Origin of the sequence: Candidatus Enterococcus leclercqii, from assembly GCF_009933135.1 — a bacterium.
Lineage (GTDB): Bacteria > Bacillota > Bacilli > Lactobacillales > Enterococcaceae > Enterococcus_C > Enterococcus_C leclercqii.
Window position 1 is genome coordinate 75,100 of the sequence record NZ_MAEH01000009.1, and the last position, 17,860, is coordinate 92,959.

The following is a 17,860-nucleotide window of genomic DNA, read 5'->3' on the forward strand; positions in this document are numbered from 1 at the left end:
TTTTCTATGAAATAGTCAGCAGTGGCTGTCCGGGATTGACTATATCTCCCTGGCTGACATGAATGCCAGTCACGGTGCCATCATGTGGGGCAACGATTTCGTTTTCCATCTTCATTGCTTCCAAAACCATCACCGGCTGATTTTCTTTGACACTGTCCCCTACATTTACCAAAATCTTCAACAGCGTTCCTGGCATCGGTGCTCCCATGGCATCATCCGTCCCACCAGCAGCTGGCGCGGGCGTCGGCGCGGGTGTTGCTTCAGCAGCAGGGGCCGGGGCCGGTTGTGCCGGCGCTACAGGTGCTGTTGCGGGTGCCGGTGCTGTAGGTTGTGGTACGCCACCGATTTCTTCCATCTCAACCAGGTATTCTTTTCCATCAATCGTGATTTTAAATTTTCGTAACATATGTGTCTCCCCCATCTACGGTCGTTTATAAATTTTTTTCACAGCTAATCTTGTTTCCGGTTGGTCTCCGGCAGCAATTCCCGCAGCAATCAGACTGACCAGTTGCGCCTCCGGATTCTTTGCTTGAATCTTTTTCACTCGAAATTCACTAGTCGATTGATCGCCGGCAGCAATCGCTGTAGCAATCACTGTCACCAGCTCTTTTTCCACGTCAGGGGCATCCACATAAAATGGAACTTCCACCCAACCAGACAATTCCTCTTCAATCACTGGTTGCTTGAGAACTGAAGGCTGTTCTTCTGAAATTTCCGGCATCGTGTTCTTTTTACCGAACAGCCGTTGGAACAATCCCATGGCACTTCCTCCTTTGGTAACGGTTACACTTAGACTGTCACTTGTTATACTTATTATTCTACCTTACCTGCCAAAAAAAGTCTTGAACAACCAGTAGTTATTTTCTGTTACTGCAAATAAAAAGAGCTGTGCAAGATGCCCATGATTTCACACAGCTCTGTGGCTTTTTGCTTATTCTTAAATCACAATCGTCAGCGGAGACTCCGCTTCTTCCAATCGGTACCGTCGTAAGATCATCTCATAACATAGCGGCAGCTCCGGATGCTTAGCCAACAATTGTGGATAACCCGGGAGTTTGTCACGAAACAATCGCTCCAATCGTTTTGCCGCTGTATCCAAGACCTGCTCGCGGGTAAAGGAAACGGTTAGATCACCATGAAAAAGATGTGCCATCAAATGCAAACGATAGAGATCCCTGCTGATCCCCGCTTGCTTTTTAGCCAGCTTATCATCAAATTTGAAATACTGACTGAGTACTTCACAAAATGGTTTCTTTAGCCAGATAGGCTCCAACCCTAATAGCTGTTGCCATAAAAAGCGATACCCTCGCTCATTCAGACAATAATCCGCCAAGCCTAACGTTTTATTGACGTATTGTCGATTGAACCAGGCCTTCTTCACTCGAAATCGCCGTGCGAGTCGCTCTTCTGATAATGAAACAATTCGCCCCCAAACTTCGCTTACCTCGCTGCGATAAAGGGGTTCTTCTAACAAAATATGTACATGCAGGTAAAAAAAGCGAATCTGAGCCTCGGCACCTTGCAACATGGGGCGTTTTTCTAAAACGATGCGCAGATTATAACACGCTAACAACGCCTCCAGCCCTCGTAACCGCCGTCGGACAGTCTGGCAGCTATGGTAGGTCTTTTTCGCCAGTTCTGGAGCGCTGCAGCTGGGATGACGCCACATTTCCAGCAACAATTCCAGTCCGATACTCTTTTCTAATAGGCAGGTGAACAGCCGCCGTTCACTAAACTCCCTTCGAGTCAGTAAATATAAGCGTCGGCCGTCTTTGACGATATCCATGCCCAACTTCAAATGATAGCCCTTGATTTGAAAATTGCGCACACCTTGTAAAAGTGTCGGCGCCGTCACGCCTAAATGTAGGCAAAGGTCATCTATGTTGCTGTAGTTCTGCCGTTTCAACTGTTGATACAATGCAAAAAACAATCTCTCTTCCTTTTCCAAAAGCAGTTCATACATTTTCTTCACCTCACTGAAAATGTACTCTATTTCGCAGCAATCGTTTTCCCCAAAACCTTTTTACCCTAAAAGCAAAGGGGGATAATACCGATTCGTAGCACGAGAAAAGCGCCTATCTTGGCCGAACAATAAAAAGCCAAGTCGCTTCCACTGTTTTTAATGGAAGTGACTTGGCTTTTTGAGGCTCATATTGGGTAGTGTAAGCTTTGGAGGCCGGTGACTGGAGGATTGTCCCAGTCTCGTTTCTCATTTAAGCTTTCGGTGCTTCTTGTGTGTCATCTTTCAACAAGACTTTGCGTGACAAGTTGATTCGACCTTGACGATCAATCTCAGTCACTTTCACCAAGACTTCATCGCCCAATTTTACAACATCTTCGACTTTGTTAACCCGTTCGTTGGCCAATTGGGAAATATGAACCAAGCCATCTTTGCCTTTGGTCAAGTTGACAAAGGCGCCAAATTTTTCAATCCGGACAACTTTACCTAAGTAAACTTCGCCGACTTTGATTTCTTTTGTGAGTTCTTCGATGATCTTGATTGCTTTTTGAATTGCTTCAGCATCAGATGAAGCGATGGAAACTTTACCCTCTTGATCGATGTCGATCTTCACGCCAGTTTCATCAATGATTCCATTGATAGTTTCGCCGCCTTTACCGATCACGACTTTGATCTTCTCAGGGTCGATTTGGATCATTTCAATCTTCGGTGCGTAAGGGCTCAACTCTTTACGAGGTTCTGCCAATGTAGATTGCAACTGTTCCAAGATTTCAAAACGAGCTTTTTTAGCTTGTGCCAAAGCTTCTGTCAAAATCTGTTCAGTGATTCCTTGAATCTTGATGTCCATTTGCAACGCAGTGATCCCATCGCGGGTACCAGCTACTTTAAAGTCCATGTCGCCCAAGTGATCTTCCAGCCCTTGGATATCTGTCAAGATGGTGTAGTTTTCCCCATCAGAAACCAGGCCCATCGCAATCCCGGCGACTGGCGCTTTGATTGGTACACCGGCATCCATCAATGCTAACGTACCAGCACAGATTGACGCTTGTGAAGAAGAACCATTTGATTCCAAGACTTCTGCTACCAGACGAATGGTGTAAGGAAATTCAGTTTCATCCGGGATGACTTGGAACAATGCCCGTTCACCCAAGGCACCATGCCCGATTTCACGACGTCCGGGAGAGCCGGCACGACCGGTAGACCCAACAGAAAATTGTGGGAAGTTGTAGTGGTGGATGAACCGTTTGGAATCTTCCACACCCAACCCGTCAATAATCTGGTGTTCACCCAAAGGCGCCAACGTACAAGCTGACAAAGCCTGTGTTTGTCCCCGTGTGAACAAGCCGGAACCGTGTACCCGTGGCAGTAAGCCAACTTCTGAAGCCAACGGACGGATTTCATCCAATTTACGGCCATCAGGGCGGATTTTGTCGATAGTGATCAGTTCCCGAACCACATCTTTTTCCAGATCTTCAGCAATTTGTTTCAGCTCTTTGGCAATCTGGTCACTGTTTTCATCTTCAGCAAATTTTTCGCCGTAAACCTCTTTAACAATCTCTTTAACCTTTTCAATCTCGTCTTCACGGGCAAGTTTTTCTTCAGTCATGACGGCTGTTTTCATAACAGAGTAATATTGGTCATAGACGTCTTTTTTCAAGTCTGCATCGACTTGCAACAACTTGATTTCCATCTTGGGTTTGCCAACAGCAGCAACGATTTCTTCTTGGAAGGCAACCAGTTCTTTGATCGCATCAAAACCAAAGAGCAATGCGCCTAGCATATCATCTTCAGAAACTTCTTTCGCGCCGGATTCCACCATGTTGATGGCGTGCTTGGTTCCAGCTACTGTCAAGTCGATATCTGTTTCTTCACTTTGGGCAACAGTTGGGTTCAAGACGTATTCGCCATTGACCCGACCCACTTCGACACCTGCAATTGGCCCGTCAAATGGAATGTCAGAAATCGACAATGCCAATGAAGAACCCAACATTGCTGCCATCGCTGGTGAGCAGTCTTGTTCCACACTCATAACAATGTTAGTGACTTGGACTTCATTACGGAAACCTTCCGCAAACATTGGGCGGATTGGGCGGTCAATCAGACGAGCAGTCAATGTCGCATCAGTGGATGGACGGCCTTCTCGTTTGATGAAGCCACCAGGAATCTTACCGACAGCATACATTTTTTCTTCATAGTTGATCGTCAAAGGGAAGAAGTCAAAGTCTTTGGCTTCTTTTGAGGCGACTGCCGCACTCAATACGACAGTGTCGCCGTAACGAACCAAAACTGCGCCATTGGCTTGTTTTGCCATTTGGCCGATTTCAACTTTCAGCGGGCGTCCGCCCCAGGTCGTTTCAAATACTTGTTTCGTCATCTTATGCTCCGTTTCTCTGTGACTAGCGGGCCTTCGCTACTAAACAAAGAAAAACAGCGAATCTCAGCCATTGTTCCCGGAGTTTTTTTGTCTCTCGCAGGGATTGACTGCTTTTCTTTGGTTAGTAGTTGAATACACCGCCTGTCACAGGCTGTGATGTGGCCGTTTGCAGCTTCACCTTACTGCTTTTGGCCTGTTAAACCATACAAAGAAGAGCGAGATTCAATGTGAACCTCGCTCTTCTCATAATTAACGACGTAATCCCAAAGCTTGGATCAATTCGCGGTAGCGAGCCACGTCTTTGTTACGCAAGTATGCCAACAAGTTACGACGATGACCGACTTTCTTCATCAAACCACGTTGTGAGTGGTGATCTTTCTTGTGAACACGGATATGCGCATTCAGTTCGTTGATCTCTTCAGTCAAAACAGCGATTTGAACTTCTGGAGAACCAGTATCTCCTTCAGAACGTGCGAATTGTTTGATGATTTCGTTTTTGCGTTCTTTTGAAATTGCCATTTTTTTCACCTCTTTCTCTGTTTGTCCCCTGCAGCTGAGTATCACGTTGGTGAATCGTCAAACCAAGCAGCAGTTGGTGTGTTCTGCACACAGCTAATACTTTACCGGAAACCTACCGAAAAGGCAAGTGTTTTTCAATAGAAGCAGGGCATTTAGCGGCGGTGGAAAAAGCTTTGAATATGTTATACTGTAGGTGATCTTGTTGCCCAAAGGATTGGCAGCAAAGGGATCGAATTTCTTAAAAATTTCTTGTTTTTGAAAGGGAGAACATACATGAGTGTCTTGAGTCGCATTGAAAGCATGCAAGGTGAACTTTCCACGGCAGAAGCTAGTCTGTTTGCATACATCAAAACCCACGCAGACAAAGTTCCTTCAATGACTGCTGAACAGTTGGGACAAGCAGCTAAGATTAGTGCCCCCACCGTGGTTCGTTTTGCGAAAAAAGTTGGTTTTCAAAGCTTGGCCGACTTCAAAATGCAGCTTTCAGTCGACAACCAACAACCCGCTCTCGGGAAAGGCTACGCCGATTTGGATCCCGAGGCTTCTGTTGATGAGCTGAAACGATTGTTTTCCCGCAATGCCCAGGTTACCGTGAAGGAAACATCTGACATCCTGCAAGAAGAAGAATTACTAGCGGCAATTCAGCTGATTCGCAGCAAAGAACGCTTATTTGTAGCCGGCGTCGGTGCTTCCGAGTTGGTGGCTGTCGATATCCGCCAGAAGTGGAGTCGATTAGGAAAGCCCGTGACGGTGGAAAACGACTACAACGCTCTTTTGCCCCAGTTGGTAAATGCCGGCGACAACTCCTTACTCTGGTTGATTTCCAACACTGGTGTTACTCCCGAAATCTTACATTTGGGGGAAACTGCAAAGAAACTGGGCATCCCAGTCATCACCCTGACTCGCTTAGGTCACAATCCGCTTAGTAAATTAGGTGACGTCTCGCTGCAAGTTTCCCGCGGCAAGGAATCCGATTTGCGCAGTGCCGCCACCAACTCAATCATTGCTCATCTTTTGGCCATTGATTTATTGTTTTATATCTACATCGGCAAAGATCAAAAAAATGCCCAACGGATCCACCGCTCTTATCAAAGTGTGCAGGACTATCGAGAAACGTACTTGTAGAATTCACCCCATGAAAAATAGTTTCAATAAAAAAGCCACAGCAACTCGTAAAATCGGTTGCCGCGGCTTTTTTACTTACTGGGCAGCTTTTTGCCTACCCTTCCTCGTTTTCCGTTGCTTTGCGCACAAAACCTTTTGCTGCTTGCAGGCGGCGTTTTGCTTCTGCTTTTGGTGCTCCCGTCAAAAGCATAACGATAGCCAGTTTGACGTTTTTATCAGCTTCTTCAAAATAAATAGCCGCTGTGTCGTAGTCTGCATCAGTAGCTTCCATGATGATTCGCTTGCTGCGTTCGATTAGTTTTTCATTCGTTGGTCGCACATCTACCATCAAATTATTGTATACTTTTCCGATTCCAATCATAGCGATTGTAGAGATCATGTTCAGGATCATCTTTTGTGCACTGCCAGCCTTCAGTCGTGTCGATCCGGTAAGAAATTCCGGCCCACAGTCTACCTCCACAGGAAAAGTGGCGTGCTGTGAAATCTCAGCTTCTGGATTGCAAGCGATTGACGCAGTGGTCGCGCCGATTTGAGTGGCATAATCCAAACCACCGATGACATACGGTGTTCGACCGCTGGCAGCAATTCCGATTACCAGATCTTTTGCAGTCAACGCGAGTTTCTGCAGGTCAGTTTTGCCTAAGTCAGGATCATCTTCTGCCCCTTCAACGGCAACTGTCATCGCTTCTTGTCCACCAGCAATCAAGCCAATGACTAGTCCTGGATCAACACCAAATGTTGGCACACATTCGGCGGCATCCAATACACCCAGCCGCCCACTGGTTCCAGCTCCTATATAAATAAGGCGTCCTCCTTTTTCAAAGGCAGCAACAGCGGCTTCAATCACCGGCTGAATAGCAGGTAGTTGTTTTTTTACGGCTTCTGCTACTTTATGGTCTTCTCGATTCATTTTTCCCAATGCTTCAGCGACAGTCATTTGATCCAAATCAAAGGTGTCATTGTTGCGTCTTTCAGTGGTTAATTTGTCCAAGTCGATTGCTTTCATCGTGGACCTCCTATTATTCATCGCAGTCTCTGCTTTTTTCAGCTTCTTAATTTATGATACAAAAAAAGCAACTTCTTCGCAATAAAATTTCTTTATTTTAAACTTTTATATGAATTTACATTTCACAAATAAGTGAAAAAGTAGACAAGCACAAATCTTGTCATATTTAAGTAGTTATTTTAAGATGATTGCCAGATTCATATGTAACCATAAAGGAGACTGAACATGAGCCAACTCTTAGCAATCAAAGCCCACCCAATGACCAGAGAATCTTCCCGTTCTGTCCGTATTTTTGAAGAATTTTTGGAAGATTATCAACGGGCAAATCCCCAAGATACGATAACTTGCGTCGATCTTTATGAACAGACTATTCCTGAAATCGACGGTGAAATTTTGCTGGCCTGGCAGCAACTGCGACAAGGTGATGCTTTCCAATCCTTGTCAGAAAGCCAACAAGAAAAATTGACAGCTTTTGATCAGGCGACGCAACAATTTTTGGCTGCCGATAAAGTCGTAATCACCAATGCGCTTTGGAACTTGAATATTCCTAGCCGGCTGAAATCCTGGTTTGATACCATCTGTGTAGCAGGAAAAACCTTCCGTTACACCGAAAATGGCTCTGTAGGTATGGCATTGGGTAAAAAAGCCCTCCACATCCAATCCAACGGCGGAACCTTCAACGGCAAAGACTTTTCTTCTCAGTATGTCAAACAAGTGTTGCAGTTTGTCGGCATTGAAGAAGTGGATCAACTGTTCATCGAAGGCATCGATCATCATCCCGAACAAGCGGAAATGATCCTATCTGCGGCTTCTGCCAATGCTCGTGAATTGGCCCAGACATTTTAATTACTTAAAAATTTTGTCGGCTGCTTCCATCTTGCACTACTGCTGAATACCAAACGAAAACTAGCTACTCACCCTCAGCTTCTTTCAGCTGAGAATACTGGGCGGGATAGTTGGCGTTTGGTATTTTTTCGTACAACTGACCTCTGTCATCAAATTTCTGTGATGCGTCCCAAAATTACTTCTCTGGTGGCACCGGTAGCACTCGGAACATTGTTTGGCAATCGGTGCAGGGTATGTTGGGCCAAGATGACCATTGCCACAGCTTCTTTGGCATCTGATGAAAAGCCTAACTCCTCTTGAGTCAACACATTCATATTTTTCGAAGCGGTTTGCCGGATCATCTCCATCAAAACCGGATTGTAGGCCCCTCCGCCGGCTACGATTAGTTCACAGGAATTTTTCGTCAACTGAGCAGCTGCTTTTGTGATTGATTGTGCTGTCAGCATCGTAGCAGAAGCAATCACATCTTCTGGGGAAATGTCAGCTGTTTCTTGTAGAATTTGATCCACAAACGGCTTTCCAAAAAGCTCTCGACCAGTCGTTTTAGGATAGGGTAGGCTAAAATACGGCAGTTTCAACCATTTCTCTACCAACGATACTTTCACCTGACCACAAGCTGCATGGGCGCCATTGTGATCGTAGGCTTCATTGTAAAAATGACGAGTCAGCTCGTTGATGACCATATTGCCGGGACCAGTATCAAAAGCGACTAAATCAGACAGCTTTCCGCCTTTTTTGATCCAAGTCAAATTGCCAATGCCACCGATATTTTGCAAGATGCGATCTTTATCGGCAGATCGGTAGCAATAAAAATCAGCAAAAGGAACAATCGGTGCCCCTTGTCCACCCACAGCCAAATCCGCTTCACGAAAATTTGAGACAACCCGGCAGCCTAAGCCCTGTGCCAATATCGCTGCATCCCCTAGTTGCAGTGTCGAAGGCCCATACACGCCTTCTGTCACTGGTTGATGAAACATCGTTTGTCCATGAGAAGCAACATAGGCTAAGTCAGCAGGTACTACTCCGTTTTTCTGACAGAGTTGGCAAACAGCTTCCTTATAAGCCTCAGCCAAGCGAAAATTCAGATTTGAAACCTGTTGCATAGACAACTGCTGCGACTCCAAGCCGCGTCTTATCTCTTGTAACAGTCCTTCTGGATAATCCATGGTAGCAAAATCCACCAATGTTACTGTCATATTTTCCAAAACGCCGTCAATCTCTACCAATGCGGTGTCAATCCCGTCTAACGATGTGCCACTCATGATTCCTACTGCCAATACCATCCTATGACTTCCTTTCCATCTTTATCGATGTTTTTACAAAAACTATTTCAAATCCTTTTTGCCAGAGTCCGTCTTTTTTAGCTTCTGTTCATTAAAATAATGAAATGCCCCTTGCAAGATACCCTCTTCTGTGACTGGTAACGTATCAAAAGTTGTACCTAATAATTCTGCCACTCTTTGTCTCACAACGGGATTTTTTGTTAACACCGAACCTGAAAACACCAACGGCAATCCCTCTGGAAGACCCGCCTTTTCTTGCAAATTTAAAACCAGCTGCGCCAAGTATTCTGCTGCTTGGCGCAAAATCGCCTCTGCTTCTGCAGTGGCTGAATTTGCTACAAGAGGAGCGTAGGCCGCAATTTCTGCTTTACTCAAGGTGTAAAACTTACGGATTACCTCATAAGGGTCTGCACTATTTTCTTTTACCATCAGCTCATTTGCCAACCCAAAGAATTTATGTGGAGAATCGGCAGCTTTACAGACCTGCAAAAAGCCCTGCTTTCCAATCCAATAACCGCTGCCTTCATCCCCTAAAAGATGTCCAAAGCCGCCTGCCCGAGTAAAACTTCCTTGATAGCGGGCGTAGGCAATCGAACCAGTTCCTGCGATCAAGAGAACACCGTCTTTTCCCGCCAGTTTGCCATACAATGCTAACAAGGCATCATCAATTAGGTAAATCGGCCCATCAACTACCGCTAATTCTCGGCTTAGTGCCTCTTGAATCCCCGCAGTTGCCAGACCGGCAATCCCCAGGACGATACCGGCACAAGGCTGGTTTTCTTCTGCCAGCAACCTCAATACCCCTGACTTGATAACTTCGATGCTCCCAACAGGATCAGCAATTACATTAGCTGGTCCCAGTGTCACCGTTTTTCTAAGGCTACCTGTCTCTTCATCCAAAGTAACAAAAGTAGACTTGGTCCCGCCGCAATCGCCACTTAAAATAAAAGCCGTCATTTGGGACCTCCATTAGTGGACTGCGTCGTTTTTTGTTCCCGCTGCTGCTTTTTACGGCGATTTTGTTCAAAAAAGACCACCCCAAAAAACAGGCACAATCCATAGCTAAGCCAAAGTGCCCAAAAAGGCGTCCCCGGGATTGCATAAGGAATAAAAATTACCAACAGCGCCACCAGTGCCCACCGCCAATGCCAGCGAGCAAATACGGTTTTAGCGAATTTATCTACAGCAAAATAGGCGGCCAAGATGACTGCCAGACCGGCAAATACAAATGCGAATTTCAGCAATAGTTCCATGACATACCTCTTTCTTTAAAAAAAGCCGGAAAACAGCACTCGCTGTCTCCGGCTGCTACGGATCACCTTTTAAGCCGGGATCTCGCCTTTTTCTTTTTCTAATTGCTCTTTGTCATACATTACCACAAATGGGAAGTAAATGATGACTGATAAGATGATTAGCAATACATTCAGAACAGCTGCTCGCCAGTCACCCCCACAAGCCAGGTATGCACCAATCGGCCCAGGCAATGTCCAAGGTGCAGTTACCGTTACTTTATTGACTAAGCCCGCTTGCGTACAGAACCAAGCAATCGTTGCTGAAATCATTGGTGCCACAATAAATGGAATAATCAAAACCGGATTCAATACAATCGGTGTACCGAAGATGATAGGTTCATTGATATTAAAGATTGACGGAACCAATGCAGTCTTGCCCAGCTTAGAAGCATATTGTGATTTACAGTAAAACGCCAGTAAAATTGCTAAACCAATCGTACAACCTGATCCTCCAACCCAGATAAACCATTGGAAGAAAGGTTCAGCGGCAATATTTGGTAATGCCTTGCCATCTGCCAAAGCGGTAGTGTTGCCTTCTAATAACTGCAACCACAAGGGACGAGCAATCGAACCGATAATGGACACACCGTGGATCCCGAAGCTCCAGAAGAAGGTAATCAAGAATACCAGCAACAAGACAGAAGGCAGTGAGTCAGCAGCAGTGACTACTGGAGAAATCAGTTTGGCAATAAAGGTATGCCAGTCAAATTTCAAGAAATAAGTGATGGTCGCCATGCCTAAGATTACGACGATTGTTGGTGTCAGGGCTTCAAAGGAACGGGCAACTGACGGTGGAACCTGTTCTGGCATTGTGATTTTAAACTTGGATTTGTCTGTCAAACGGAAAATTTCTACCGCTAAAATCGCAGTGATGATACAAACAAACATCCCACCACCGCCAAGGTAAGTCATCGGCAGAACAAATCCTGAAACACCTGCGGCATCCGCTGCTTCTGCTGGGATATTTACGGGAGTAAACGTCAGCAAAAAGGCAATCGTAGCTAAGATCCCACCAGAAAGTGCATCCAGTTTATAAGAGCGGGCCAAGCTGTGACCGATACCAAAGGCCGCATACAGACTCATGATGTACATGGTCATGCGATAAGGCAACAAGATTGTCGTAGCATTGGCCGACAAAAACTTATACAAACCCCAGTCTTGTGGGATTGGCGGGAATGCAACGATCATAAAGAATGAACTGACAATAATCAATGGCAAAGTAGCAACGATCCCATCTCGGATCGCTCGTAAGTGACGTTGTCTCCCAAGTTTTTCCATAGGCCCTGCAAGATGCAGCTCCACGAAATCCGTTATCTTTTTAATCATGTTTCTTCCTCCTCTTGGTTGGACCGGCCCTATCGATAACAAATTTGACCGGTTTGATTTGTACGAAGGCGCCCCTTTTTGGGTTCGCTTTCATTTACAGTGCTATTATAGCTTTCATGAAATGAAATTTCAATAGTAAAAATATAAAATTGATTTTTTATTTCTATAACTCTATAATTGATACATATAAAGGGGATACCTTACCGAATCAGCAGTCTCTTTTTTATTTCAGGCTGCTCCACGTAATAGTGAAACTTTTTTTCGGCTTGAAGATATTGCCAACATTGATACTTAAAAAGAGAGGGGAACAATCATGCAGAATATCTTATGGGGCGGGGCCACCTCAGCCAGTCAATATGAAGGCTGGGGGACTCGTAAAGGCTTGGATACACAAGATGTGCGTCCTTACTTGCCACGAACCAGCGTGGCAACCACTGCCACTCGTTTATTGACAAGAGACAACGTGCTATCTGCTTTGACACCAGATAGCGACAGTAACTATCCGTTTCGTCGAGGCGCCCAAGGAATCGAACACACCGATGAAGACTTGGACTTATTGGAAGAACTGGGATTACAGATTTACCGGTTATCTATCAGTTGGAGCCGCCTCTTTCCAACTGGTACCGAAGAAACACCGGATCTCGAAGGCATTGCCTATTATGACCATATTTTTCGCCGCCTGAACCGTGCAGGAATCAAAATTTTTGTGACGATGAATCACTACGCACTGCCAGTCGAGTTGGTCTTGTCTCAAGGTGGATGGACAAATCGAAAAACCATCCTGCACTACTTACGTTTTGCTCGTACAGTACTGGAGCACTGGGGTGATCTAGTGGATTATTGGTTACCTTTCAATGAAATCAACGCCGGTTATTTCAGCCCCTTCAATGGGTTAGGGGTGTTGCGAAAAGAAGATGGCAGTTACGATTATAACCAGATTTTCCGCGCCCTCCATCACCAGTTTGTCGCCAGCGCAAAGACAATCCAACTAGGGCGCCAATTGGGCATCAAAGGACAATTTGGCAGTATGATCGCCTGTTTCTGTTACTATCCACTGACACCTAAGCCAGAGGATAATCTGAAGTTGGTTTTGGACGAGCAGATCAATCAATGGTTCTGCATGGATGTCTTGTCAAAAGGCTACTATCCTTATTATATGAAACGTTTTTTTGCTCAACATCAAGTTGATCTGGCTGAAACAACGGAAGATTTGGAACTATTAGCAGCCTACACTTGTGATTTCGTTTCTTTTTCTTATTATTCTTCTAGCATTGTAACTACAGAGGAAAGTGGGCAGCAACAAGCAGGCAACTTGGTAGCGACTCACAAAAATCCTTACCTGAAAGCTAGTGATTGGGGCTGGCAGATTGATCCAACCGGGTTACAGACCACCCTGCATAAAGTCTATGATCGTTATAACAAACCGGTGATTATTTCGGAAAATGGTTTTGGCGCCCACGACCAGCTGACTGCTGATGGAAAAATCCATGATGACTACCGTATCGACTATTTTGCCAAGCATTTCGCTGCTATCAAGCAAGCTGCGGCAGAAGGTGTCGACCTGCGCGCGTACATGGCTTGGGGAATCATCGACATCGTATCCGCCGGCAGCTGTGAAATGGATAAACGCTATGGTGTTATTTATGTAGATGCTGATAATGTCGGAAATGGCTCTTACGCTCGCTATAAAAAAGACAGCTTTCACTGGTATCGTAATTTCTTACAACAAAATCGCTGAATAATGGCAGTAAACTTACCGTGATAAGCTTCGAGCTCGAAGCTACACACAGTAAAACCGCACCGAACCTCCGTCAAAAAAGCGGAAGTTTGGTGCGGTTTTTATTTTATTCTGTCTCAAACACCATCACCGGTTGCTTCGCATCGTGACGACCGCTACGGTGCAAACCTTTGTGACTGGCTTTTTCCATATTGGTCACCAGCACCAAAATATCAGTGGCTTTCCCCTTGGAGCGGATCAGCTCCAAATCAACTTTGGCAAGCAAGGTATCTGGGGTGACGCTTTGTCCTTGTGCTACTTGCAGGTCAAAGGGCTCTCCTGCTAATTCCACTGTATCGAGTCCCATATGCAACAGAACTTCCAACCCATTCTCTGTGGTGATTCCGATTGCATGCTTTGTCGGGAAAATGTTAGAAACAACGCCCCGCACCGGCGCATAGATTCGCCCGTCTTCTGGGATTATCAAGTAACCGTCTCCCATCATCTTGTCAGCAAATACCTGATCGCTGCACTCGGTGACTGGTTTGATGATTCCGTTAGCCACACTATGAAATGCGGCTGTACCGGAAATAGCGGTTGTCACTACTGCTTGTTCTTGTTGTTCTGTATCCAGCGATTCTTTTGGAATTCCAAAAGCCAGCGTTGCCGCAAACCCGCCGGCATAGGCACCTAAAAGACCCAACACGTAACCCCACCATTGGCCGCCACCAATCAGCGGAATTAATGCTACACCGGAAGGCCCGATAGCCGTTGCCCCAACATTGCCCAACCCGCCAATGATTGCACCACCAATCCCGCCACCGATACAAGCAGTGATGAAGGGACGTCCCAGCGGCAGTGTCACACCATAGATTAACGGTTCACCGATTCCCAAGATTCCTACCGGTAATGCCCCTTTAATCATCTCAGTCAACTCTTTATTTTTACGCAGACGAATCCACAATGCGAATGCGGCACCCACTTGTCCGGCACCAGCCATTGCTAAAATCGGTAACAGTTGGGTAGAACCCGTCGCTTCGATCATCTGCGCATGGATTGGCGTTAAAATTTGATGCAAGCCGAACATCACCATCGGCAAGAAACTTGCGCCCAGAACAAAGCCGGCAAAGGCACCGCCAACTCCCAATACCCAATTGATTGAACCCACTAGTGCGTTAGAGATAAATCCTGCAAGGGGCATAATGAAGAAGATTTCAGCCAGTCCCACTGCTAACAGACACAATGTCGGCGTCACAATGATGTCCACCGCTTCTGGCACCACTTCATGCAGTCGTTTCTCAATCTGCGCCAACAGCCAAACTGCAAAGATGACACCGAGGATTCCACCTTGTTGCGCTGCCAGTGGTTGTCCTGTGAATAAGTTGGTCAGTGGGGCATCCGGACGCATACCGGTCAAGGTCACGACACCCCCGATTACTCCCCCTAATGTCGGAGTGGCTCCAAAGACTTGCGCTGCGTTCACTCCAGTATAAATCACTAAAAAGGAGAACATTCCATTTTTCAAAATATTCGATAAGTCCACAAATTGCTGCCACGTTGCTGCATCTAAATTACCGGCCGTGATATTATTGGCAATAATCGAGCCAATCCCCGCTACTAGCCCCGCCCCAACAAAGGCTGGAATCATCGGTACAAAAATATTAGAGATGTCTTTTAGCAATGCTTTTAGCGGTGACTGTTTTTGTTTGGCTTTTTGAGCGGCCTTCATTTCAGCAGCTTTAGCATTCAGCGCTTCTTTGCCGCTAGCGCTATCACCGACAACAATGGCTTCTCCCAAAGCGACTCCGGCTTGGGCTGCCATTGCTTTAGCAACCTTATTTACTTTTCCAGGACCGATAATCACCTGCAGCTGTTGGTCATCGACAACTCCTAAAACACCGGGAATTTTTTGCAAATATTCTTTATTGACCTTCTCATGATTGTTAATGGACATCCGTACACGAGTCATGCAATGGTTTACCGACTCCACGTTTGCCATGCCGCCAGCTCCTTGGTAGATTTCTTGAGCCAGCTGTTCGATTGTCAGTTCGTTTTTCGCCATGCTTTCACTCCTCTTATATGATTGCTTCTGCAATCGAGTCCCCTACTAAGGTTTTTTTCACGAATCCGCCTGCTGCTGTCAGTTTAGCTGCTGCCGTTTCTTTTTCACAATTTGTCAGCAGCATCACAATCGCCAATTTCACATTTTGATCTGCTGCTTCAAAATAGCGGGCTGCGGTTTCATAGTCTGCCTCTGTTGCTTGCATGATGATTCGCTTGCTGCGTTCCACCAGCTTCTCATTGGTAGCTTTCACATCTACCATCAAATTGTTGTAAACTTTGCCAATCCCAATCATCGAAATAGTTGAGATCATGTTCAAGATCAGCTTTTGCGCCGAACCAGATTTCAGCCGAGTTGAACCTGTCAAAAATTCAGCGCCACAATCAACTTCGATAGGAAAATGTGCGTGTTTGGAAATTTCAGCATCTGTATTACAGGAAATTGTCGCTGTCGCTGCGCCTATTTGATTGGCATAATTCAGTCCCCCGATTACATACGGCGTTCTGCCGCTAGCAGCGATGCCCACCACCAAATCATTGGCATTCAGCTGCAGATCTTTTAAGTCTTGTTGTCCCAATTCGTAGGAGTCTTCAGCCCCTTCAACAGCCACAGTCATTGCAGCTTTTCCACCGGCAATTAACCCCACTACCATTTCTGGTTCGACACCAAAAGTCGGTACACATTCAGCAGCATCTAACACGCCTAAACGTCCGCTAGTTCCTGCACCCATATAGATTAAGCGGCCACCTTTATTAAAGGCCTTGATTGTTTCTTCAATGACCCATTGAATAGCAGGCAGCGCTTCATTGACCGCTAGCGCTACTCGTTGATCTTCCCAGTTCATTTTGCGGCAGGCTTCTGCCACTGACATTTCATCCAATCCAAACGTGGCTTCATTTCTGCGTTCTGTCGTCAGTTTGTCCAAATCGATTGTTGCCATAACTTCACTCCTTGTGTTTTTTTCAGTGCTGTCCTCGCACCTTGTTACGATGTATCTTTCCTTGGTCCTTTTGAAACTAACTTATTTACTATCCACCTCCACATCTATTGCTGAAACAGGGAATTAAAAAAACAAACATTCTATAATTAAATAACTATTTCAAAAAAACCTTCCTAGCTTCAGCGGCTTCAAATAGTTTATTAGAAGGAGAGAAAACGCTTTATCTCTTCAAAATAAATATACGATACCTTGCAATATAAATCACGTAGAACACTAGTCATATTTTCTTTATTATCTAATCTTTTTCTTGAAATAATTATCATGTACCGCAAAATTAGGCCCTGAAACCATTCTTTTAAAATAAAAAAACCTCCTGCGATGAGGAGGTAGAAACCATAATTAGTCTTCACTTGAGATATATAGACGGTTACCGGCCATTTCAATATCACGTTCAGTAGCAAAAGCCGTCAAAATTTTTTCATGGAGCTGGGTGGCAACTTTGGTTCCTTCTGTGTAGCAAACAGGATAGCGAATCTTCAATGCCACTCCTTGTTCCTGAACATCGATGATTTTTTGCGGACTTGGCTCACCGTCAAACAGTTGGAATTGTATCTCAAACTTTTCTCGTTGACGTGGATCGGCGAAATAAGTTCGCTGAAACTCCTCATAATATTCTTCGGTCACTTGTAACATGATTTGATGTGCCTTTTGCCAATCGCTGGTAAAGGTGACAAGATAGCCAATCTCTTTCCAGACAAAAGGGGTCAGCTCATTATAATTGGTCACTTTTTTCGACAAAATGATATTGTTTGGAAATTTAACGGTACGCCCAGTGGGGGCTTCGGCAGTATACCAGTTCCCCAACTCCATTAGAGTAAAAAAAAGCGGATTTACCGATAAGACTTCTCCTTTCAGGTCGTCGATTTCAATGCGGTCATAGACCCGAAAATGGTGGCGATTTATGATTAAAAGCCAACCGACGATATTGCTAATCAAACCTTTGACCGACAAGCCAAGAAAAATTGCCCCCACCAGCACCAAAATCAGCAAAGCATCCAGTGCATTCAGCCAAATCCAAGTGACTCCTATAACAAACAGTAGTCGCAACAAAAAGCGACTAATGCTAAAAAATACATTTAGTGCTTTGATATCTTTCATCTGCTGAAGTGCCAGATGACTGACCAACCTCTCGCAGATAAACCAGAAAACTGCCAAGATCAACGTCATTGCTAGTTTTCCAGTAAATTCAGAAGGATCTTTAATATTCGCCACAATCTCCTTGAAGATCCCATCAAAAAAGCTGCTAATCTGCTGGTCCATTCCTTACCTCCTGCTTTACTGACCTTATTTCCAGACTACCGCAAACTCCTACTTCTCGCCAAGTAAAAACCGTTGCCCAATTTCCGGCAA

The 17,860-nt window shown here is 45.3% G+C and carries 16 protein-coding genes; 3 read left to right on the plus strand and 13 right to left on the minus strand.

Translation table 11 applies throughout. From position 1 onward, the window contains the following. Positions 1 to 4: 4 nt before the first annotated feature. The 5 genes from BAU14_RS02625 to rpsO all read right to left on the minus strand — a co-directional run bounded on the left by BAU14_RS02625 (position 5) and on the right by rpsO (position 4,853). Positions 5 to 406 carry an acetyl-CoA carboxylase biotin carboxyl carrier protein subunit gene (locus tag BAU14_RS02625; protein WP_161898532.1) on the minus strand — a complete coding sequence of 134 codons (402 nt, stop codon included), beginning with the start codon at positions 404 to 406 and terminating at the stop codon, positions 5 to 7. Between the two features lie 15 nt (positions 407 to 421). Continuing rightward, on the minus strand, positions 422 to 760 hold the full coding sequence (locus tag BAU14_RS02630) for a hypothetical protein (protein ID WP_237580394.1): 339 nt from the start codon (positions 758 to 760) through the stop codon (positions 422 to 424). Between the two features lie 177 nt (positions 761 to 937). Continuing rightward, a complete protein-coding gene (locus BAU14_RS02635; RefSeq protein WP_161898533.1) occupies positions 938 to 1,963 on the minus strand; it encodes a helix-turn-helix domain-containing protein in 1,026 nt (341 codons plus the stop codon). 250 nt (positions 1,964 to 2,213) lie between these two features. Further along, positions 2,214 to 4,334, minus strand: a complete 2,121-nt coding sequence (gene pnp, locus BAU14_RS02640; protein WP_161898534.1) for a polyribonucleotide nucleotidyltransferase — start codon at positions 4,332 to 4,334, stop codon at positions 2,214 to 2,216. Between the two features lie 249 nt (positions 4,335 to 4,583). After that, on the minus strand, positions 4,584 to 4,853 hold the full coding sequence (gene rpsO, locus BAU14_RS02645; RefSeq protein ID WP_161898535.1) for a 30S ribosomal protein S15: 270 nt from the start codon (positions 4,851 to 4,853) through the stop codon (positions 4,584 to 4,586). Between the two features lie 273 nt (positions 4,854 to 5,126). Here rpsO and BAU14_RS02650 point away from each other — a divergent pair, with 273 nt between their 5' ends. Beyond that, positions 5,127 to 5,978 carry a MurR/RpiR family transcriptional regulator gene (locus BAU14_RS02650; protein WP_161898536.1) on the plus strand — a complete coding sequence of 284 codons (852 nt, stop codon included), beginning with the start codon at positions 5,127 to 5,129 and terminating at the stop codon, positions 5,976 to 5,978. Between the two features lie 94 nt (positions 5,979 to 6,072). Here the strand turns inward: BAU14_RS02650 and murQ (BAU14_RS02655) are convergent, their stop codons facing one another. Further along, entirely contained in the window at positions 6,073 to 6,984 is a 912-nt protein-coding gene (murQ, locus tag BAU14_RS02655; RefSeq protein ID WP_161898537.1) for an N-acetylmuramic acid 6-phosphate etherase, read from the minus strand. A gap of 225 nt (positions 6,985 to 7,209) precedes the next feature. On the opposite strand from murQ (BAU14_RS02655), the gene BAU14_RS02660 reads away from it, so the two are divergent. After that, positions 7,210 to 7,830 carry an FMN-dependent NADH-azoreductase gene (locus BAU14_RS02660; protein WP_161898538.1) on the plus strand — a complete coding sequence of 207 codons (621 nt, stop codon included), beginning with the start codon at positions 7,210 to 7,212 and terminating at the stop codon, positions 7,828 to 7,830. Positions 7,831 to 7,979: 149 nt separating this feature from the next. Here BAU14_RS02660 and BAU14_RS02665 read toward each other — a convergent pair whose 3' ends face one another. The 4 genes from BAU14_RS02665 to BAU14_RS02680 all read right to left on the minus strand — a co-directional run bounded on the left by BAU14_RS02665 (position 7,980) and on the right by BAU14_RS02680 (position 11,731). Next, positions 7,980 to 9,113 carry an anhydro-N-acetylmuramic acid kinase gene (locus BAU14_RS02665; RefSeq protein ID WP_161898539.1) on the minus strand — a complete coding sequence of 378 codons (1,134 nt, stop codon included), beginning with the start codon at positions 9,111 to 9,113 and terminating at the stop codon, positions 7,980 to 7,982. 42 nt (positions 9,114 to 9,155) lie between these two features. Then, positions 9,156 to 10,070: an N-acetylglucosamine kinase gene (locus BAU14_RS02670; protein WP_161898540.1), complete on the minus strand. Its 915-nt coding sequence runs from the start codon at positions 10,068 to 10,070 to the stop codon at positions 9,156 to 9,158. Then, positions 10,067 to 10,366 carry a hypothetical protein gene (locus BAU14_RS02675; RefSeq protein ID WP_161898541.1) on the minus strand — a complete coding sequence of 100 codons (300 nt, stop codon included), beginning with the start codon at positions 10,364 to 10,366 and terminating at the stop codon, positions 10,067 to 10,069. Before BAU14_RS02675 ends, BAU14_RS02670 begins: the two co-directional genes overlap by 4 nt. Before the next feature lie 69 nt (positions 10,367 to 10,435). Beyond that, positions 10,436 to 11,731, minus strand: a complete 1,296-nt coding sequence (locus tag BAU14_RS02680) for a PTS sugar transporter subunit IIC (RefSeq protein WP_161898542.1) — start codon at positions 11,729 to 11,731, stop codon at positions 10,436 to 10,438. Between the two features lie 313 nt (positions 11,732 to 12,044). Between BAU14_RS02680 and BAU14_RS02685 the strand changes: the two genes are divergently transcribed. Then, positions 12,045 to 13,469: a glycoside hydrolase family 1 protein gene (locus BAU14_RS02685; RefSeq protein ID WP_161898543.1), complete on the plus strand. Its 1,425-nt coding sequence runs from the start codon at positions 12,045 to 12,047 to the stop codon at positions 13,467 to 13,469. Positions 13,470 to 13,575: 106 nt separating this feature from the next. On the opposite strand, the gene BAU14_RS02690 is transcribed toward BAU14_RS02685, so the two are convergent. From BAU14_RS02690 to BAU14_RS02700, 3 genes are all read right to left on the minus strand, one after another. Further along, positions 13,576 to 15,510, minus strand: a complete 1,935-nt coding sequence (locus tag BAU14_RS02690) for a glucose PTS transporter subunit IIA (RefSeq protein ID WP_161898544.1) — start codon at positions 15,508 to 15,510, stop codon at positions 13,576 to 13,578. Between the two features lie 13 nt (positions 15,511 to 15,523). Continuing rightward, positions 15,524 to 16,450 carry an N-acetylmuramic acid 6-phosphate etherase gene (murQ, locus tag BAU14_RS02695; RefSeq protein WP_161898545.1) on the minus strand — a complete coding sequence of 309 codons (927 nt, stop codon included), beginning with the start codon at positions 16,448 to 16,450 and terminating at the stop codon, positions 15,524 to 15,526. Between the two features lie 399 nt (positions 16,451 to 16,849). After that, complete coding sequence (locus BAU14_RS02700) at positions 16,850 to 17,770, minus strand: mechanosensitive ion channel family protein (protein ID WP_161898546.1); 921 nt, start codon at positions 17,768 to 17,770, stop codon at positions 16,850 to 16,852. Between the last annotated feature and the right edge of the window lie 90 nt (positions 17,771 to 17,860).

Coding starts and splice junctions, on each gene's coding strand:
- BAU14_RS02625 (WP_161898532.1), bottom strand. CDS start 406: ATGTTACGAAAATTTAAAATCACGATTGATGGAAAAGAATACCTGGTT.
- BAU14_RS02630 (WP_237580394.1), bottom strand. CDS start 760: ATGGGATTGTTCCAACGGCTGTTCGGTAAAAAGAACACGATGCCGGAA.
- BAU14_RS02635 (WP_161898533.1), bottom strand. CDS start 1,963: ATGTATGAACTGCTTTTGGAAAAGGAAGAGAGATTGTTTTTTGCATTG.
- pnp (WP_161898534.1), bottom strand. CDS start 4,334: ATGACGAAACAAGTATTTGAAACGACCTGGGGCGGACGCCCGCTGAAA.
- rpsO (WP_161898535.1), bottom strand. CDS start 4,853: ATGGCAATTTCAAAAGAACGCAAAAACGAAATCATCAAACAATTCGCA.
- BAU14_RS02650 (WP_161898536.1), top strand. CDS start 5,127: ATGAGTGTCTTGAGTCGCATTGAAAGCATGCAAGGTGAACTTTCCACG.
- murQ (WP_161898537.1), bottom strand. CDS start 6,984: ATGAAAGCAATCGACTTGGACAAATTAACCACTGAAAGACGCAACAAT.
- BAU14_RS02660 (WP_161898538.1), top strand. CDS start 7,210: ATGAGCCAACTCTTAGCAATCAAAGCCCACCCAATGACCAGAGAATCT.
- BAU14_RS02665 (WP_161898539.1), bottom strand. CDS start 9,113: ATGGTATTGGCAGTAGGAATCATGAGTGGCACATCGTTAGACGGGATT.
- BAU14_RS02670 (WP_161898540.1), bottom strand. CDS start 10,070: ATGACGGCTTTTATTTTAAGTGGCGATTGCGGCGGGACCAAGTCTACT.
- BAU14_RS02675 (WP_161898541.1), bottom strand. CDS start 10,366: ATGGAACTATTGCTGAAATTCGCATTTGTATTTGCCGGTCTGGCAGTC.
- BAU14_RS02680 (WP_161898542.1), bottom strand. CDS start 11,731: ATGATTAAAAAGATAACGGATTTCGTGGAGCTGCATCTTGCAGGGCCT.
- BAU14_RS02685 (WP_161898543.1), top strand. CDS start 12,045: ATGCAGAATATCTTATGGGGCGGGGCCACCTCAGCCAGTCAATATGAA.
- BAU14_RS02690 (WP_161898544.1), bottom strand. CDS start 15,510: ATGGCGAAAAACGAACTGACAATCGAACAGCTGGCTCAAGAAATCTAC.
- murQ (WP_161898545.1), bottom strand. CDS start 16,450: ATGGCAACAATCGATTTGGACAAACTGACGACAGAACGCAGAAATGAA.
- BAU14_RS02700 (WP_161898546.1), bottom strand. CDS start 17,770: ATGGACCAGCAGATTAGCAGCTTTTTTGATGGGATCTTCAAGGAGATT.